The organism is Neorhizobium sp. NCHU2750 (genome assembly GCF_003597675.1).
Classification (GTDB): Bacteria; Pseudomonadota; Alphaproteobacteria; order Rhizobiales; family Rhizobiaceae; genus Neorhizobium.
This window is the reverse complement of the sequence record NZ_CP030830.1, coordinates 1-18078: the sequence shown is the minus strand read 5'-3', so window position 1 is coordinate 18078 and position 18078 is coordinate 1. Positions and strand designations below refer to the sequence as shown.

The 18078-nt window shown below is 58.1% G+C and carries 12 protein-coding genes and 2 pseudogenes; 7 read left to right on the top strand and 7 right to left on the bottom strand.

The features are described from left to right. Positions 1-144: 144 nt before the first annotated feature. The 3 genes from NCHU2750_RS26210 to NCHU2750_RS26200 all read right to left on the bottom strand — a co-directional run bounded on the left by NCHU2750_RS26210 (position 145) and on the right by NCHU2750_RS26200 (position 4297). Positions 145-2649 carry a TonB-dependent receptor gene (locus tag NCHU2750_RS26210; protein ID WP_119944756.1) on the bottom strand — a complete coding sequence of 835 codons (2505 nt, stop codon included), beginning with the start codon at positions 2647-2649 and terminating at the stop codon, positions 145-147. A 114-nt stretch (positions 2650-2763) separates the two neighbouring features. After that, positions 2764-3696 (bottom strand): FecR family protein, encoded by a 933-nt coding sequence (locus NCHU2750_RS26205; protein WP_245480538.1) that lies wholly within the window; start codon positions 3694-3696, stop codon positions 2764-2766. Positions 3697-3787: 91 nt separating this feature from the next. Then, positions 3788-4297 carry an RNA polymerase sigma factor gene (locus NCHU2750_RS26200; RefSeq protein ID WP_119945062.1) on the bottom strand — a complete coding sequence of 170 codons (510 nt, stop codon included), beginning with the start codon at positions 4295-4297 and terminating at the stop codon, positions 3788-3790. 609 nt (positions 4298-4906) lie between these two features. On the opposite strand from NCHU2750_RS26200, the gene NCHU2750_RS26190 reads away from it, so the two are divergent. Beyond that, positions 4907-5824, top strand: a complete 918-nt coding sequence (locus NCHU2750_RS26190; protein WP_119944754.1) for a recombinase family protein — start codon at positions 4907-4909, stop codon at positions 5822-5824. 36 nt (positions 5825-5860) lie between these two features. Here the strand turns inward: NCHU2750_RS26190 and NCHU2750_RS26185 are convergent, their stop codons facing one another. Next, on the bottom strand, positions 5861-6118 hold the full coding sequence (locus NCHU2750_RS26185; RefSeq protein WP_119944753.1) for a type II toxin-antitoxin system prevent-host-death family antitoxin: 258 nt from the start codon (positions 6116-6118) through the stop codon (positions 5861-5863). Positions 6119-6246: 128 nt separating this feature from the next. Here NCHU2750_RS26185 and NCHU2750_RS26180 point away from each other — a divergent pair, with 128 nt between their 5' ends. The 6 genes and pseudogenes from NCHU2750_RS26180 (at position 6247) to NCHU2750_RS26155 (ending at position 14363) form a co-directional block, all read left to right on the top strand. Beyond that, complete coding sequence (locus NCHU2750_RS26180) at positions 6247-6504, top strand: hypothetical protein (protein ID WP_119944752.1); 258 nt, start codon at positions 6247-6249, stop codon at positions 6502-6504. Continuing rightward, positions 6501-7573 (top strand): annotated as a pseudogene (locus tag NCHU2750_RS30855) (site-specific integrase). Before NCHU2750_RS26180 ends, NCHU2750_RS30855 begins: the two are co-directional and overlap by 4 nt. Positions 7574-9164: 1591 nt before the next feature. Further along, on the top strand, positions 9165-9614 hold the full coding sequence (locus NCHU2750_RS26170; protein ID WP_119944751.1) for a MarR family winged helix-turn-helix transcriptional regulator: 450 nt from the start codon (positions 9165-9167) through the stop codon (positions 9612-9614). 48 nt (positions 9615-9662) lie between these two features. Beyond that, complete coding sequence (locus NCHU2750_RS26165) at positions 9663-10103, top strand: helix-turn-helix domain-containing protein (protein WP_119944750.1); 441 nt, start codon at positions 9663-9665, stop codon at positions 10101-10103. A 26-nt stretch (positions 10104-10129) separates the two neighbouring features. Beyond that, positions 10130-11245, top strand: coding sequence for an efflux RND transporter periplasmic adaptor subunit (locus NCHU2750_RS26160; protein WP_119944749.1), 1116 nt, complete (start codon positions 10130-10132; stop codon positions 11243-11245). Continuing rightward, a pseudogene (locus NCHU2750_RS26155) lies at positions 11242-14363 on the top strand (efflux RND transporter permease subunit). Before NCHU2750_RS26160 ends, NCHU2750_RS26155 begins: the two are co-directional and overlap by 4 nt. 111 nt (positions 14364-14474) lie before the next feature. On the opposite strand, the gene repC reads toward NCHU2750_RS26155, so the two are convergent. From repC to repA, 3 genes are all read right to left on the bottom strand, one after another. After that, complete coding sequence (gene repC / locus NCHU2750_RS26150) at positions 14475-15689, bottom strand: plasmid replication protein RepC (protein WP_119944748.1); 1215 nt, start codon at positions 15687-15689, stop codon at positions 14475-14477. Between the two features lie 155 nt (positions 15690-15844). Continuing rightward, positions 15845-16867 (bottom strand): plasmid partitioning protein RepB, encoded by a 1023-nt coding sequence (gene repB / locus NCHU2750_RS26145; RefSeq protein WP_119944747.1) that lies wholly within the window; start codon positions 16865-16867, stop codon positions 15845-15847. Continuing rightward, entirely contained in the window at positions 16864-18078 is a 1215-nt protein-coding gene (repA, locus tag NCHU2750_RS26140) for a plasmid partitioning protein RepA (RefSeq protein WP_119944746.1), read from the bottom strand. The genes repB and repA overlap by 4 nt, the downstream gene beginning before the upstream one ends.

Here is an 18078-nt window from a genome sequence, read left to right as displayed (position 1 = left end):
CAGCGCGGGCGCTGCAAACGCCCGCCAGCAGTATCAACATGATGCAAAGAAGCGTTTTGGATAAACACATCCCGATCGCCGAGCGCACGAGCGATCCTGCTCTGGTTCGAGCCGCAAGGCGCATTTGAGGAAAACTGCTCCGCATCAGAACTTGAATTCCGTCGACAGGCGGAATGTCCTTGGTGCACCACGGTGGACGAGACCGGCTGCATAGGCTCCCGCCCAGTAGTCCTTGTCGAAGACATTATCGACATTGAAGCGGACGGTGACCGGCTTTTCGTTCAACGGGGATCTGAAGGTGTAGCGTCCGCCAAGATCCAACGTCGTCCAGGAAGGGATCGTGACGTCAGCACCAGCCGCGACCAGCACATCGCCGGTATGGGTCAGCCGGCTCGTCAGCGTCAGCCCTTCCACAAAGGGCGTATCCCATTCCCCTCCGATGACTGCCCGCACTTTTGGAGTCGTATCGTTTCTCTTGCCGTCGAGAATACCGCCGTCCGTCTTGGTCAGGCGCGGGTCTATGAGGGTCAACCCGCCCATCAGCCGAATGTCAGACGTCAGTTCACCATAGACGTTCAATTCGATGCCGCGATTGCGTTGTTCTCCGTCCTGGCTCAGTGTCGGCAACCCACCCAGGGGATCATCTATTGCAATCGAGTTGGGCATGGCGATCTGGAAGAGAGCCAAGGTGGTCATCACCTGACCCAAGTCAACCTTGACACCTGCCTCATACTGTTTGCTGACATAGGGTGAGAAAACCTCGCCGGCATTTGCATAGGCCGTGCTGACAGTTGCTCCCGGTCTGAGATCCTCAATGTAGTTGGCATAGAGCGAGACGTTTTCCCACGGTTTGACGACCAATCCGAAAGAAGGCGTCCAGGCATTTGCATCATAGCTTGACGTCTTCAGCCCCGTCGTGGTGCTAAAGTTGTCTATGCCCACTTCCTGATAACGAACACCGGCCAGGAATTGTATGCGGTCATCCAGTATCGATAATGCATCTGCGACGCCGATACTTGAAACCTCCACGTCGTAAGCTTTTTTGGGATCTCCGGGGTCTGCCGGAAAAATGATACTCGGAAATACCGGATCGTACATCGAACCGATTGTGTAAAAATCGCCTTCAGCCTCAGCCGTTTTATATGTGAGGTCGGAACGAGACAGATTGAGGCTCAGCGCGTGATTAACCGGCCCGGTGTCCAGCGTTGCGCGAACGCCGCCCTGCATGGTCAGGATATCTCGCGTATAGTGTTGTATTCCTGGCGCAATTCCGTATTGCCCGTCCCCATCGAGCAGCCAGGCATATTCGAAGCCCTTCAGGTCATAATCCGCGCGCTGCTTGCCTATGGCAGCGTAAGCAGTGACATTGTCGAGCAGATCGATTTCCCCGCGGATCATCCCCATGGTCGACTTGGTAGTTTGCTCCGATCCTGGAGGAAGGAGACTGACAGTCGAGCCCGGCGCACGGGGAAAGGTGGTGAGCGAGTCGGCGATATTGCGTGCGTAAAGATACGGACTGTTCGACTCCAGCTTCTGGTATTGGTGTGCGAAGTCCGCCGAAAGGCGAACACTTTCCCCGGCATAATCGAGGTTGATGGCCGCGGTGCCGAGGTTTGAGTGCTGGAAATCAATCGGAGCATGACCACCGTCGATGGATCCGTTAAATCGGATACCCAATTCGTCGCCGGCACCGAAGCGGCGGCCAACATCAAGATGTGTGCCGATTTGAGAGTTCGACTCGTAGCGGGTCGTAAGCTGCGTGACTGGTTCGCTTGTCGCCTGCTTCGTGACCAGATTGACCGAGCCCCCCACAGCGCCGCTGACGGCCGCCGATGAAAGCCCCATACCGTTCAGGAGTGCGCTTGGGCCTTTGAGGATCTCCACGCGCTCAATGTAATCGGTCGATGGGAAGAACAGGGGCGCCATCCCGGGCACGCCATTGAGGGTGCGGGTACCGTCGGTTCCATATCCCCCGAACCCCCTTATGACCTGATAGTCGTGGGGCGTACCATTTGAATTGCTGGCGACGACGGAAGGATCGTTGTTCAACACGTCCTGAACGGTCCTCGCCTGCTGATCCTGGATGAGCTTGCTGGTGTAGCTCGTCTGACTGAACGGCGTATCCATAACATCACGATTGCCGAGCAGCCCGAGTTGACCGCCCGTCGCCACCTGTCCACCAGCATAAGCCTCGGGCAGGTCGATGGTTGAGTTCGGATTGGCGCTCTTTATTACGATTGGCCGGAGGGTGTTTGCTTCGCCCGAGGCCGCATCCGGACCGCCCGATGACCGTGAAATCGTCACGGCATTCGGACCGGTGAAGCGATATGCGAGCCCGGTCCCGGATAGAAGCTGAGTGATGGCTGCCTGAGGCGACAGATTGCCGCTTGCACCCTGGCTGCGAAGTCCCTCAGTCAATGCGGCACTGTAAAGAACCTGGATGCCGCTTGTCGCGCCAAATCGCGTTAGGGCGGTGTCAAGGGAGCTGGCCGGGATCGAATAGCTGACATTCTGCTGGGCCTGTACGACGGTGGTGCCGATAGTAACGGCCCCAAAAGCAATCGAAGCCATCAGCCGCGCGATCAGCCGCCTGCGCCTGTATGATCCGCCACCATGAAATTCAAAAAACGAAACTCCGGTCTGCCCCATTATACGCCCCAATAGATACTCGGGGAGCCCCTCTGCTACCCCTCTATACCTATCAACGATGCGAAATCGCGCGCCCGCAAATTTTCCTGAAATTTCTTCGCGTGCACCCTTGAATTATTGAAGGAGCACAATGCCGCCAACCAGGTTGATCGGGCGCACCTGCAACGTATTTTCCAGATGCGCGAGAATTTCTTCCGGCCGGTCGAGATGGAACACGCCCGAAACTCGGCTTGCACTCAGGCTGCTTCTCGCGATCATGACCTTGCCGCGACGATGCCGATTGATGTCCGCGACCACATCTGCGAGCGGCCGGTTTTGAAAGACAAGAAGCCCGCGGCGCCATGAGGCGGCTGTTTCTGGGTCCAAGTCCCGCTTTTCGCCAAGGCCAGACACGGAATAGGATATTCCCTCCCCTTTCTGCAGAGCCGCCGTTCCCCGACACTCGACATCAACCGCGCCATCGATGCAGTCGATCAGAACGTCTTCAGCACCATGTTTGATGGAGACCGAGGCCTGCCTTACGGTCGAAATGCCCGCGGCAGCTGATATGACAAATGGACGGGGTTCCTCGGCGATATTGAAAACCGCCGCACCGGCGATGAGTTCGGCTTTGCGCATCTGCCCCGAGAAATTCGCATTGAGCACGGTTCCAGCATCCAGTGTGACAGTTGAGCCATCCGTTAGCTGCACTGTCTTCTGTTGCCCGACGGCCGTCGAGTAATCCGACGTCAACGCATCGATGGTTGGCAGGATTCCCAGTTCCGAAAGACCCAAACAGGCCGCAGCTGCGCCGGCAGCCACTCCTGCGCTCCCGGCAAAGAAGGTGCGTCGGCTCATGAACCCGGCCTGAGGCTCCGCGTAGTGAGACAACGCTGGCCCCATATTCTTCCAGAGCCGGGTCGCCTCCCTGAAGGCTTCCTCATGAATTGGGCTTCTTGCTCGCCAACGCATGAGCGCATCGCGATCATCCGTCGTCGCCTCCCCGGAAGTGAGCCGCACAATCCAGGCCATCGCCTCCTTTTTCAGCGCCTCAATGTCGTCGCTCAAGTCCGTCCCCTGTAATGCTCGGCCCCACGCAAAACCTGCGCCTGACAAGCCTCTATATCTATAGACGACGGGAGAACAACAAACCGAAATATTAGGTGCGATTTATTTTCGCTAGCCGATCGGTGCAATAATCGAGCGCCCTGCGGATCTCGAGCTCCACCGTCCTTACCGAGATATCGAACTCTTTCGCCAGGGCAGCATGGCTACGCTGTTCGAGCCGCGCTGCAAGCAGCAATCCGCGCTGCCGCTCCGGCAGATCCTCAATAATGTCCATGAGGCGGGACAACTGATTTCGATCTTCCAACTGGCGGTAAGGATCTGGTCGATCATCGGGAATTGATAGAGATGCCGCAATATCCTCACGGGTCAATTTCGTGCGTTTGGCGCGGCTATAGTCGATCCCAAGGTTGCGTACGATCCGCACCAGATAAGGCACAGGTGTGGCCGCCGCCGCCTGCCTGTTCCGCGATAGCCTGATCCACGCTTCCTGGTACATATCATCTGCGTCGTTGTGGGAGCCGCTGACCTTTTTAAGGTATCGCTTCAATGACGACTCGTTGTCCAGAAAGACACCCACCAGTTCATCATCATAGTTTGTCATAAGATGCCCCAGAGAAACCACCCGATGATGCTGAATAGCTTTTATGGAAATTGCCTTCAATTACTTGACTTTAAAAGTCGTCTTTTTGCGCTTGTCTGAAGCCTTATGTTGCCTCTCGGCCACAAGGACCGGATTGAAGGCCTGCTGAGCTTCGCCGCGCCGACTGGAAGCGGTCCCACGATTTCTACCTCTTATCGATGGTTGATTAACTTTGCCCAGCAAATCAGAATGTCGGCCGGCGTGGATAACCGCAATCATTTGGTTTTCCGACCTTTCAGGTTTCGGCGGGCATCGGCGCAATAGCGTGGATACAAGAGCCGCGCCGAGCAGCCCTCTCCTCTCGAGCGAGCGCGGATTTCTCTGCAATCTCCGCCTCGGTCAGCGCTTCTCACCTCCCTCCCCTCCCCTCGAACGCTCTAGTTTCCGGCATTTCCGCCACAGACGGTCGCCAGAGCGTGTTCCGCACTGGTTGCGGTGAGAGATCCCATCCACCATTGGACTTCAAGCCTGACATGGCTTTATTTGGACAATAAACCACGCTTGCAAAGGCACCTTTATTAACGCATTTTTTTGTCTGTATAGCGCTATCTGGATTCGCCCGAGAAAATCATGACAGAACGACAAGCTGCCAATCTGACGCCGGCCCCCAAACGTCTTATCGGTTATGCCCGCATCTCTACCGAAGATCAGGTCCGTGATGCGCAGATGGGCGAATTGCGCGCCGCTGGCTGCGAGCGCATTTTTCAGGAGCTCGGATCCGGCACTTCAAGGGCTCGGCCGGTATTGACCAGGCTGCTCGAAGACCTCGTTGCCGGCGACGTGCTTGTCGTAGTTCGGCTGGATCGCCTTGCCCACTCCGTCAGCCATCTGTTGCAGGTCATCGGGGACCTTGAAGAACGCGGGGTCCATTTTCGATCGGTCCGCGATCCCATCGACACGTCCACGCCACAGGGGATGTTTTCTCTCCAAGTTCTCAGAGCCGTCGCACAGCTAGAGCGGGCGCTCATTGCCGAGCGAACCAAGGCCGGGATCAAGGCGGCGAAGGCCCGTGGCAGGCTGCCGGGTAACCCCGGGCTGCGAGAGCGGCGACCGGAAGCGATCAAGGCAGTCTCGAAGGCGCGCGAAAAGCTCTACCTCGACGCGCTGATCTCGTCCGCCCAAACCTGGCTGCCCATGGTCCGGCAACTTCGGCCCCAGCATAGTTGGGACAATGTCGTACGGGTTCTCAATCGCCGCGGCCATGACTGGACGGTGGAACGCCTGCGCCGCGCGGTGCATCGGATGGTCCGCGAGAAGCTTGCCGACCCCGAGCTTCTGGCGCGGTCGCCACGGCGCGCCCCGGAAGACCACCTGATGAAACTCGTTGCGGCGATTGCCATTGCTGATCCCGGACTGTCGCTGCGCGATATTGCCGCCGAACTGAATCAGATGGGAGAGGGGCCGGCAGGAGGCGGGCGGAAATGGCAACCTTCCTCGGTTCGCCAGCTGCTGGATGAGGCGTATCGGTTTGGTCTCATCCGTCGTTGAACGCGCGGAACATCAACTTGTCGATTGGGCGGCATCTCACAGCAGCTTGGCATTGAGATGATCGTGCGACCCGTCCATCTCCGAAGCGTCGATCGCGGCGAGATCGTCTTCGCCGAGCGCGCTCGTCAGCTCGATGCAGCGGTCGCGCCTTGTCAGCCGCAAATAATCCTCATAGGCGTTCAGCACCGTGCGCGGGCGGCCGTTCTTAGTGATGATCACCGGATCACGGACGGCGGCATCCTGGTAGGCGCCAAATTTTTTGGAGACTGTAACAGCCTTGGCTGTGGAGGTCATGTCAAGAGTCCGTTTCATGAAATTTACGGAGATTACGGAGTTTTGCAACATCACGCGCACCCGATCGTCGCGACACCAAAGGGGGCTTGCCCGCCGCTGGACAGCTATCACCTGGATGTTTGGCGGCCATGTCTGGATGGAGAAAGAGAACGCGTATTTCCGTTGTTGTCGCTGAAGCCGCCGCGCCGTTTGAGAAACTGATCAAGCTTGCGCTCCGTGGTGCAGCGATCGTGATCCCCCGCTCTGGAAAGCCGGTCGCAGAGCTGGCAGCAATCCCGAAGTCTGCTTTCACTCTGGATGACATCTGGATGCTGGCAGCCGAAGGGCGAGCGGACGTACCAGGCGGTGCCATCTCCAGCCGCGACGAACATGGACTGCCAAGATGAACGCCGTCGATCGCCGCGACGAACTCGCCAAGCTATTGACCGATCAGGATGTCAAAATGCTTCGCTATCTGGCCGATGAAGGCATGGGCGAAAACACCCTTCGCGCCCTGACATCCGATCTAGCCTATCTGCAGGCCTGGTCCCTAGCGGATACAAAAAATCGCTGCCGTGACCGGCACCCCGAAGCGCTACTTCTGAAATTCGTCGCTCATCATCGGTGAGACTCGCAAAAACGGGAAAACGATCCGGAGCATGGGACGCCGGCCGAGATCGAGCAAAATCTTCGTGGCCAAGGCTTTCTGAAGGCGGTAGGCCCGCGTGCGCCGCACACGGTCAGCAGGCGGCTGGCAACATGATCGACACTGACAAAATGGCGAGGTTTCACTGGTGCCTTCGCCACCGCTGCTCTCAAGTCAGCTATCCGGCGCGCCGTCCGGGCCACGCCGCGGCCGCGTAAAAAGAAAGACGCCAGGGCGGTCATAGGCGATACACTGGCAAAAAATGCTGGCGACCTGCGCAAGTGGCAGCCTCCGCGATATTCACGACCGAGCGATCTTGATGGTCGCCTTTGTTTTGGGCGGGCCCTGGCGCAGCGAGATCGCCGGATTGCGTGAGTGCAGCTGACCGTCGAGCCCCCAATCGCCCGTCTAGGACGGGCTCCCCCCCTCGCTTGTCATTCATATTGGCGGACGAAAGTGTCCGATGCCGATCACGATGAGGTCGTTTATCTCATTGGCCGGTCGAGGCGTTGAATGCATGGATTGGGGCAGCACGGATCGATAAAGGCTCCGTGTTTCACAAGGTGGACCGCTAAGACAACGTGTCGAAGCGGAAGCTCTATCCGAAATCGGTCAATGGTATCGTCAAGCGGCGGGCGGCTATGGCCGGGCCAGAACCTCGGGAGAATTCGGGGCATGGGTTGCGGTCGGGGCATCTAACCGAAGCGGCCAATCGAGAGATTCCGCGGGCCGAGGCGATGAAGCAGTCGCTACGTAGATCAGTGCAACAAGCATCCAGCTATTACAACAACGCAACCCGACGAGGCGGACGCGATGCAAAGACGCTGTGAGCCACCACCGCCACCGAGCACCAGAGGCGGCAGCGAAACACGACATGATCGACAAGATTGACGTGCCGGGCGAGGGGAGGGCTTGCGCCGAGTTCGGATTCATGGGCTCGCTAGGAGGCTGATTGCATGCTGTGCCAATTGCCCCGGTTGGCCGCCGCCAAGGAAGACGTGAACACCTTCCGAGTGCAGTACGCGCCTGCTCGAATGGTGATGGCGCCTCAAGCTGTGATCGCCTCGCATATGGGGGCGAGCTTGTTCGGTCACAGCGTCCCCTATACTTCTCGTTCGATCAATGTGATTGATGCTCCAAGGTTGACTGACCCAGACCATTGCCGGGTAACCACTCGCCCGAGGATGGACTGCGTGCAGCGAATGGTTTTTCACAATTCTCAAGCTGCACGAATTCTCCTTGCGAGCCCAGTGAGGCGTTAGGTTCAGACTGAATTGGCATTCAGGCCCCCACGTTCGGGACCTAGTACCATGCCTCCCTCGGCCCTTGGTCACGCCATCACCAAGTGCGCTGTGGAAGTGTAAGCGGTTCGTGCATTGATCGATATACGCGGCACGCCATGCCCACCAAACTTATAAACTGACGGAAATGTCGCTTGCCGATGAAGGGCTCAAAAGCTCAGGAAACGCGAGACATTCGTAAGGTCGTTCAAAGGCTCAAGGTGGGAGGACACGGCGCCACAGCAGTCCAAGAGGCGTCCTCCCCAATTGTGGCGCGTCATCGGCGGATATTAGCCCGCTCTGCAGGGTCTCGACGAAGGCACGCACAATCTAGACCAGCGAAAAATTACATATTATCAGAGACATAAGCCTGTGGTCAGCTGACCACATCTTTCGATCGGAGGACCCCAGCGTTAAATTTATTCTTCAAATTTGCAATGAATGCAGGTCTGAGCTTGCCGAAACCATCCTGCGCGATTAGCGGCTTTGCGTCAGATGCCTGATTGAGCGTAAAGCAGCTTCCGATGGGCAAGGGAACAGCCGCGACTTTCTGCAATCAAAAACAGCTCCTGTGATCTGCCCACCACCTGCTCTATGTACCTTGGGCACGAGCTTTCCGCTAGAATACGTCGTCGGTCGCTTGATCACACTCCCTCCACCAAGTTGATAGTTACTTTGACCAAGTTCCATCCGAGCGGCATTCGAAAAATTTCGCGAGACGCGACAGAGCATATAGGCTCCGTTTGTTTCCAGGATTGTCGGCACACTTAACGATACCTGGCAAGCACTCGATGCTGCGGCCCTCACTGATGCCTCAATCGCTGCGCGCCGCCGTGGCGACGGAGAAAGTCTTGGGAAGCAGCTGAAGAGACAATAAGAATGCGGGATGGTGTCGACCGGAGGCAGCGCGATGGAGGGCAAAATGCAACGCCAAGCCATGATTCTACCATCAGGCTTGGTTGATATCGAGTAGACCGCGGCGAGGCAAATGACGCGCCTCCGACTCAGGCTAGAGGGTCCTCGAGCAGGGTCGTTAATAGGCGAGGGCAGGACCACGCCAGCAATCTTCGCAGCGTGAGCTAACGGAAGAAAGTTAGTCGGCAAGATTGACAATGGGTTGATATCATCCTATTCTGAAAGAATGACACAAGAACTGGACTTTCAAGCAAGATTGATGGTGGATCGGAGCTGCTTCGGTCTGAACATCCACAGGGCGGGCAGGGCGGTCGCGAAGAAGTTCGACGATGCCTTCCGGAGCGCCGGGGTGAACCACTGGCAGTTTGCACTGCTGATGACGGTCAACGTTCCGGGCGGAATGAGCGTGAGCGAATTGGCTCGATCGCTCGTCGTCGACAGAACGACGATCACAGCGAACGTCAAGCCGCTGGAGCGGATGGGACTGATCTCGATCAAGGTGGACGAGGACGACGCCCGTGCGCGCCGTATCGAGATCACTGAGAGCGGGATTGCCGTGCTCGAGGAAACGTATCCGGTCTGGCAGTCCGTCAACGAGGAGATCAGTTCCGCGGTGGCTTCCGACAAAGACGGTGTTCTTAATGCTCTGGCATCTATCACCGCAAGAAACGCATGATTTTGCCGGATAATATAGGTTGATGTCAACTTAAATGGAGATGGGTCGATGGCCCTCAAGAGGATCTACACATTCGATGAAAGGACGGGCCTCAGCCTTAAGCGCGTGACGCCAACTGAAGCCGTTCCTCACGACGAGGCCCTGGCTCCGGTCGGACTGACGAACTGGCAGCTCGCGTCCCTCTATGTCATCGAGCTCGAAGAGAGTGCGACGGACTCCGAGATCGGCTTTGCGCTCGTGATGGACCGTCCGACGGTCGCCGCAATACTCCGTCCGCTCGAGCAGCGGAAGGCAATAAGAAAGCTCCCGTCCCGCGGTGGACGGAGAGGTGCCGTCGCGCTGACTGACGACGGGCGGGAACTTTTAGGGCAGGGACTGAATATCTGGCGGGCCGCACATTCGCCTGCGGCTTCCCAGGCTATTGAAGAGCGCGCAACGGCGCCGCAGACATCAGACGAAATATCCGAAAATTTGGTCATAATAGGTTGATATCAACCTACATAGGAGAGAGTGAAATGAAGAATACGAAGCAAATCGGGGGAGGCAGTGTCCTGTCCTTCCTGAAAAAAGCGACCCTCGCATCAACCATCATGATCGCACTTCCGGCTTTCGCTGACGACGCGGGCGACCCGCGTTTGAAGGCGCCTGTGGTCAGGACTGCGCTCGCAAAAGAAATCGTCGCCGGGAAGCGTTCCTTCACCGGGATCGTCATGGCACGTGTCGAAAGCAACCTCGGCTTCCGGGTGAACGGAAAGATCGTCGAGCGCCTCGTCGACGTGGGTGAGACGGTCCAGAAGGGCCAGCCTCTGATGCGTCTCGACGACATCGACCTCGGCCTTGCCCTGCGCGCCAAAGAAAACGCCGTCACGTCGGCCAAGGCAGCGCTTGCACGCAGCGAAGCGGACGAGAAGCGGTTCGCAAGGCTGCTGGCGGTTGGCGCCGCTTCAAAGCAGCTCTACGATCAAGCCAAGCAGGCTTATGACACGAACGTCGCGCAACTCGACGCCGCTATTGCGGATGCGGACTTCGCGAAGAACGAGTCCTCGTATGCGGTGCTGGTCGCCGATTCCGACGGTGTGATCACCGAGACCCTCGCCGAACCGGGCCAGGTGGTTGCAGCAGGCCAGCCCGTCGTCAAGCTTGCCCATGGCGGCGAGCGCGAAGCCAGCGTCAACCTCCCCGAAACCGTCCGTCCGGCAATCGGCTCGACGGGAACCGCGACGATGTACGGCGAGGACGAGAACCCTATCGAGGTCCGCCTCCGTCAGCTCTCCAGTGCGGCCGACCCGGCCACCAGAACTTTTGAAGCCCGTTACGTGCTGCAGAACGCTGCCGATGTGCCGCTAGGATCAACCATCAAGGTCTCCATCGGTCTGCAGTCGAATGCCTCGGCGGAACCCGCCGTCGACGTGCCGATCGGTTCCGTCTTCGACCGTGGCTCCGGCACGGGCGTGTGGGTCGTGAAGGCCGACAAGGTCGCCTTCGAACCCGTCAAGGTTCTGAAGATCGGTGAAGAGAACGCAGTGGTCACTGGTATCGAGCGCGGCGCCGTCGTGGTGGCCGTAGGTGTCAATCTGCTCAACGACGGCATGGCTGTCCGCGTTGGCGACGAAAGGATTGCTTCGAAATGAGCGGCTTCAATCTCTCGGCCTTCGCCGTCAAGGAACGTGCGATCACGCTCTTCCTCATCATCGCCATCGCGATAGCGGGCGGTTTCGCCTTTCTGAAACTCGGCAGAGCGGAAGATCCGCTCTTCACCATCAAACAATTCACGGTCACCGCAGTGTGGCCGGGCGCCACAGCAAAGGAAATGCAGCAGCTCGTCGCCGAACCTCTCGAAAAGCGGCTTCAGGAACTGCGCTACTACGACCGCGTCGAGACCATCGCGCGGCCGGGCGCAATTTTCATGACCGTTAGCCTGCTCGACAGCATGCCGCCGGCGAGCGTTCCCGAGGAATTTTACCAGGCCCGCAAGAAGGTCGGCGACGAAGCCCTGAAGCTGCCGAGCGGCGTGCTCGGGCCCTATATCAACGATGAATATTCCGATGTCAGCTTTGCTCTGTATGCGTTGAAGGCACAGGGAATGCCTGCCCGTGAACTCGTTCGCCAGGCGGAAGATCTCCGTCAGGAGTTCCTGCATGTGCCGGGCGTCAAGAAGGTCAACATCCTCGGCGAGCAAGCCGAGAAGATCTTCGTCGAATTCTCCTATGCCCGCCTTGCTGGCCTTGGCATCAGCCCCCAGGCTGTGTTCCAGAGCCTTCAACTGCAGAACAATGTGGCGCCGGCTGGTTCGATCGACACCAACGGCCCGCAGGTCTACCTCCGCGTCGATGGTAGCTATGACGATGTCCAGAAGATCAAGGACACACCGATCGTCGTCGGCACCCGCAACATGAAGCTCTCGGACCTTGCCGCGGTCCGCCGCGGATACGAGGATCCGGCCACTTACCGCATTCGCCATCAGGGCGAGGATGCGCTGATGCTCAGCGTCGTCATGCAGGATGGTTGGAACGGTCTCAATCTCGGTGCCGCTCTCGAGCAGAAGGCTTCCGAACTGACCTCTTCGCTTCCGCTTGGTGTCAGCCTGCAAAAAGTCACGGACCAGGCAGTCAACATCTCAGAGGCTGTCGACGAGTTCATGCTCAAGTTCTTCGTCGCCCTCGGTGTGGTACTTCTCGTCAGCCTGATCAGCCTCGGCTGGAGAAGCGGCATTATCGTCGCCGCTGCGATCCCGCTGACGCTCGCCATCGTCTTCCTCGTCATGATGGCGACAGACCGCGCATTCGATCGCATCACTCTTGGAGCGCTGATCCTCTCGCTTGGGCTGCTTGTCGACGACGCCATCATTGCGATCGAGATCATGGTCGTGAAGATGGAGGAGGGAATGGATCGCATTCGTGCCGCCGCTATGCATGGAGCCATACCGCCGCACCGATGTTGTCGGGCACGCTTGTCACGATCATTGGGCTGATGCCCGTTGGTTTCGCGAAGTCGAGCTCGGGTGAATATGCCGGTAATATCTTCTGGATCGTCGGTTTTGCCCTGATCGCATCGTGGCTCGTCGCCGTCGCCTTCACGCCTTACCTGGGCGTCAAGCTGCTGCCGACCATCAAGCCCGTCGAAGGTGGTCATGAGGCGATCTACAACACTCCGAACTACCGTCGCCTGCGTGCCGTCGTGAAGTGGGCCGTCCATCGCAAGTTCCTGGTCGCATCCGTCGTATTCGTCATGTTCGTCGCCGCCGGCGCTGGCATGACCGTCGTCAAGAAGCAGTTCTTCCCGGCATCCGACCGTCCTGAGCTGCTGCTTGAAGTGCAGATGCCTGAGGGCACGAGCATTGAGGCGACTGAGCGCGCCGTGAAGAAGGTCGAGGACTATGTTCGCACTCAGCCCGAAGCCAAGATCGTCACGTCCTATGTCGGGCAGGGCGCTCCACGCTTCTTCTTCTCCTATGCGCCTGAGCTTCCCGATCCTTCCTTCGCAAAGATCGTCGTCCTGACGCCCGATGCAGAGGCACGCGAAGCTTTGAAGATCCGTCTTCGCGAGAAGGTTGCCGACGGTCTCGCCCCGGAAGGTCGTGTTCGCGTCACCCAGCTCGTTTTCGGCCCGTACTCGCAGTTCCCCGTCGCATATCGCGTCATGGGCCCTGATGAAACGAAGGTTCGCGACATCGCCGACCAGGTACTCGAAGTGATGCGTGCAAACCCGCATACCCGCACCGTCAACCGCGACTGGGGTGAACGCGTCGCCTCTGTGAAGTTCGTGTTCGATCAGGAGCGTCTCAAGCTGATTGGCCTCTCTCCGGTGCAGGCCGCCCAGCAGCTGCAGTTCCTCCTGACTGGCGTGAACGTCACGTCCGTCCGCGAAGACATCCGCAATGTTGCCGTCGTGGCTCGCAGCGATGGCGAAGAGCGCCTCGATCCTGCCCGTCTCGGTGACTTCACTCTCGTGGCACCTGATGGCAAGACGATCCCGCTCGATCAGATCGGCAAGATGGAAGTCACGACAGAGGATCCGATCCTGAAGCGCCGCGACCGCACTCCGACGATCACCGTCCGCAGCGACGTGGAAGAAGGTGTCCAGCCTCCGGACGTGGCAGCCGAAATCACGAAGTCGCTGCAGCCTCTGATGCAGTCGCTTCCGGCAGGCTACAAGATCCAGGTCGGCGCGGACGTCGAGGAATCCCTGAAGGCCAACGTGGCACTCGCCAAGGTCTTCCCGATCATGATCGTGCTGACAATGCTCGTCATCATGCTCGAGGTCCGGTCGTTCTCGGCAATGTTCATGGTGCTGCTGACGGCTCCGCTGGGCCTGCTCGGCGCCGTTCCGACGTTGCTCATCTTCCACCAGCCCTTCGGCTTCACGGCAATCCTTGCCCTGATCGGCCTCTCTGGCATCCTGATGCGCAACACGCTCATCCTGATGGAACAGATCAAGACGAATATGCATGAAGGCCTCGACACCTACCACGCTGTCGTCGAAGCCACGGTACAGCGTGCCCGCCCGGTCATCCTGACCGCGCTGGCTGCAGTCCTGGCGTTCATCCCGCTGACCTTCTCGGTCTTCTGGGGAGCGCTGGCCTACACGCTGATCGGCGGCACGGCCGTGGGCACAGTCATCATCCTGCTATTCCTTCCGGCACTCTATGCGATCTGGTACCGGGTCCGTACCCCCAATACGGAACCGGAAGTAAACCAGACCGTCGAAGTCGATGACCGGAAGGAACTGCTGGTTCAGGACGCTGCCTGAACCAGCCCCGGCGGCGCGAAGACTCGCTTTTTTTCTCGCCTTGTCGAGATCCGCGCCTCAGAATTGGTTACGCCCCGGCTAAACCGACATTTCGGTCAATCGCGGGCGTAGCTACCCCACCAATCTTGTCCTTTCCCCATTTGCCCGCATCAGTGCCATCAGCATCGGGCCGAGCGAGAATTCGCCGCGCCGCGCCTTCGATGTCAGATCGCGCAGATAACCGCCGGGCGAATTGATGTGTCCCGCCCGCTCCAGGATGCAAGCCATGGCAACCGCCGCATTTTCAGACCCCATGATCTCGCAGGCATCCTGATAGGCCGACGGGCTGACGCCCAGCATCGATCGAACGACAACGGCGGCCGCCATGAATTCGCGCCAATGGGAAATCGCGCCGCCCACCGCATAATCACCGATTTGCGGGCAGGCCCTCAGCACCATGCTGAGCGGAAATGCCTTCAGCGTCTCGCTCTGCAGCACCTTGGTTGGCTCAGGTTTCGCCTCCTGCTCTTTTTCAGAGCTGGGTTCAAGATCATGGATGGATTCGGGATTTGAATTCTGTATGTGACGCCCATTTTGGCCATCATTGCCGTCTGTTTTTTGTGTTTTTACCTGCATTTCCAATCGATTGACGATCTCTTCGCGCAGCATCGCCATTTCCTCGAGTATCGCTTCGACATTTTCACGGCTTGGCGCGCGTGGCAGGCGGGCGATCAGCGACACATAGATCTCTTCAATCTGGCCCCAATCTCCCTCGGCGCCCTCTTCCATGGCGGCCGTCAGCAGCTTGCGAATATCGCGACGGCACAGAGTGAGTGCTTCCTTGGCCCGCTTGAACCGGATCCGCTCGGCCGCCACCTGCTGGGCAAGGCCTGCCAGTTCCGCAGCACGCAGCAACAGTGGTTCAAGATCGAAACCGAACGCATCCTCGATCTCGCCGCCCTGTCCGCGATGGGCATAGCGCTTGCCGTTAGGGCTGTCGCGGCGATGGATCAGCCCCGCCTCGACCAGTGCTGCGAGGTGGCGCCGCAGCGTCGTGCCGGCAATGCCATGGGCACGCACGGAAAGCTGCGCGTTCGACGGAAACACCACCAGCTTGTCGTCTGATGACAATTCGTTGCTCGGATAGAAGGTCAGGAGCGCGTCGAGAACCGCAAGCGCTCGGTCTTGGAGACCAAGCAACTGGCGCGCTTCTGCGATATCGCGAAACACTTTCCATTTCTCGACGGGACGGCTTATCTGGCCGGCAGGCGTTTGAAGCTGCCCTTTGACCAGGGCAAGCGTCATCGGCCGCCGCCCGAAAGGCGTCGTGACTTGTCCAGTTCGCATCGTTCCCTTCACCTTTCTTCAGGCAAAGAAAAAGCGCTCACCAAAGCGGTGCCAAAATGACTTGACTGCGATTCGTGGAAATGCGATTCTCAAGTTGCTTAGACATCGAGAAGGGCTTCCGCGGACAACCGTTGGGGGCCTTTTTCTTTTCCGGCTTACTCTCCGTTGTTACTATTCTCTTTGGATCGGTATTCCTCATAGAGCACCGGCAGATATTTCATGACAAACGCCGCAAATTCCGGCGTTGCCTTCTTATCGATCGATATCTCAAGTTTGGATTTGCTCTGCGTGACCTGAGCCAAGCGATCACCGCCTGGCGTCGACAGAACCTCAGGAATGCCACGTGGTACACGCTGAGGCTTCAAACTCGCGAAAATCGACTTGAACCGCTGTGCGGACGCGAGATGTTGGACATCAGCTGACTGTGCGAACTCCACCACACGAAGAGGGGAGGGCACTTTTTCAAGCAGGTCAACCATTTGTTGCCAACTCGGCCTGCCGACCCCCGGCGCGGGTCCGATCGCCTCGATCAGTTCTGGCGGAAGCGCATCGACGAGCAGGAGCATTTTGGAGAGGTTGCTTTTGTCCACCGACATGGCAGCGATGACAACATCACGAGAGAATTGTTTGTTGAGCTGGTGGGCAAAACGAGCCTTCTCTATGTAGGTCAAGTCCTCTCGCTGGTTGTTTTCCTGCCCTTGGGCGACGACGAGTTGTTCATCACTGAGCTCCCGGACAACAGCCTTGACGGTGCGGCCAAGTTCTGCGACCACGCGAAGCCGTCGATGGCCGAAGGCCACCTGATATCGGCCTGGTCTGTCAGGATGGGGCCGAACAAGGATTGGCACCTGCTGGCCTTGCTCCTCGATCGAGTTCAGCAGCCCGGTAATGTCGTCCGACATGCGGTCTTGAACAAAGGAGGGTTCGACGACCGCAGTGTCCAAATCGACAACACTCTGCCCTTCCGAAAGGCGCCGCTCAATTTCTTCCGCTCGCCCCAAGCGATCATTTTGTTCGCGCAATGCATTGCCGATATTGGCAGTCAACTTCGTCGCTGGATCACGCTCCTTGCGAGCAACACCAAGCAACGGCATGGACCGGGGTCGGGCCGTACGACTATCGCTCGCTGATATCTCGCTCGCATCTGTGGCGACACCCAGGATATGTTTGCGGCTCATGCAGACCTTCCCCATGCTTTCTTGATCAGACCCTCGATTTCATTGTTGACAGCATTCATAGCCTCGAGGGCTCTGTCATAAGTCGAGCGCGTGAATTGCCCGCGCTCGACTTCAAACAGCGTCTGATTGGTCAGGCCGGCATCGGACACGGCCGTGGTCTTCAGCATCGGGAAATTGAGGACATTTTCACCGAAGATAGACCGCAGATAACCGACCATTTGGTTCTGGGGACCATCGCTCGGTTCAAAGCGCGTAACGAGATATCGCATCCAGTTGAAGTTGAACCGTGCGCCAGCATTCTCGATCTCTCGCAAAAGATTCGATGTCATCGCCAGAAACTGGTTCATCGACATGACGTCAAGCATCTGCGGGTGAACGGTCACCAGAATGGATGTGGCCGCAGTCAACGCAGAAAGCGTAAGGTATCCGAGTTGCGGCGGGCAGTCGATGACGACCACGTCGTAATTATCAGCAATGTCCTCGATCACCTGGCTGATGCGCCCATAGAAAAGCGTGTCCCCTTCCTTGCGCTTCATCAAGGCACGAGGTGTATCATGCTCGAATTCCATCAGCTCAAGATTGCCGGGAATCAGGTGAAGATCGGGAATGTAAGTCCCGCGAACTACCTGTTCGATAGGAACCTTTTCGTCATCATATCGGATTGCTCCGTACAATGTCTCATTGGGGCCGACATCCGTCTCGGGCTGACTGCCGAAAAGGGCCGATAAACTTGCCTGAGGGTCAAGATCGATCGCCAGAACCCGATAGCCGCGCATCGCGAGATACTGGGCAAGATGAGCCGCGGTAGTGGTTTTTCCTGAACCACCTTTGAAGTTCATCACGGAAATGACCTGGAGCTGCTCACCATCCCGGCGATGCGGCAGATAGCGCCGATTACCCCGGCCGACCTGATCGAGATGCTTGCGAATCTCATGGATATCTTCGATCGAGAACATACGCCGTCCACCGGGACTGACACTCACGTTAAGCTCTGGCATCTCGGTTGCCGTTTGGCGAAGATAGGACTCACCAATACCTAAGAGCTTCGCGGCTTCTGACGGACCAAAGGATCGAATCCCTTTCTCGGCAGTTGGCGGAAAAACCTTGAGGTGATGCGCCTGCAACTGCGTCGACAAAGCCTCGGCATGCCGCTCCATCAAAGCGGTCAGTCCTTCGGCTGTTGGGACAATTTTTGCGGCGGTCTTCGCCAT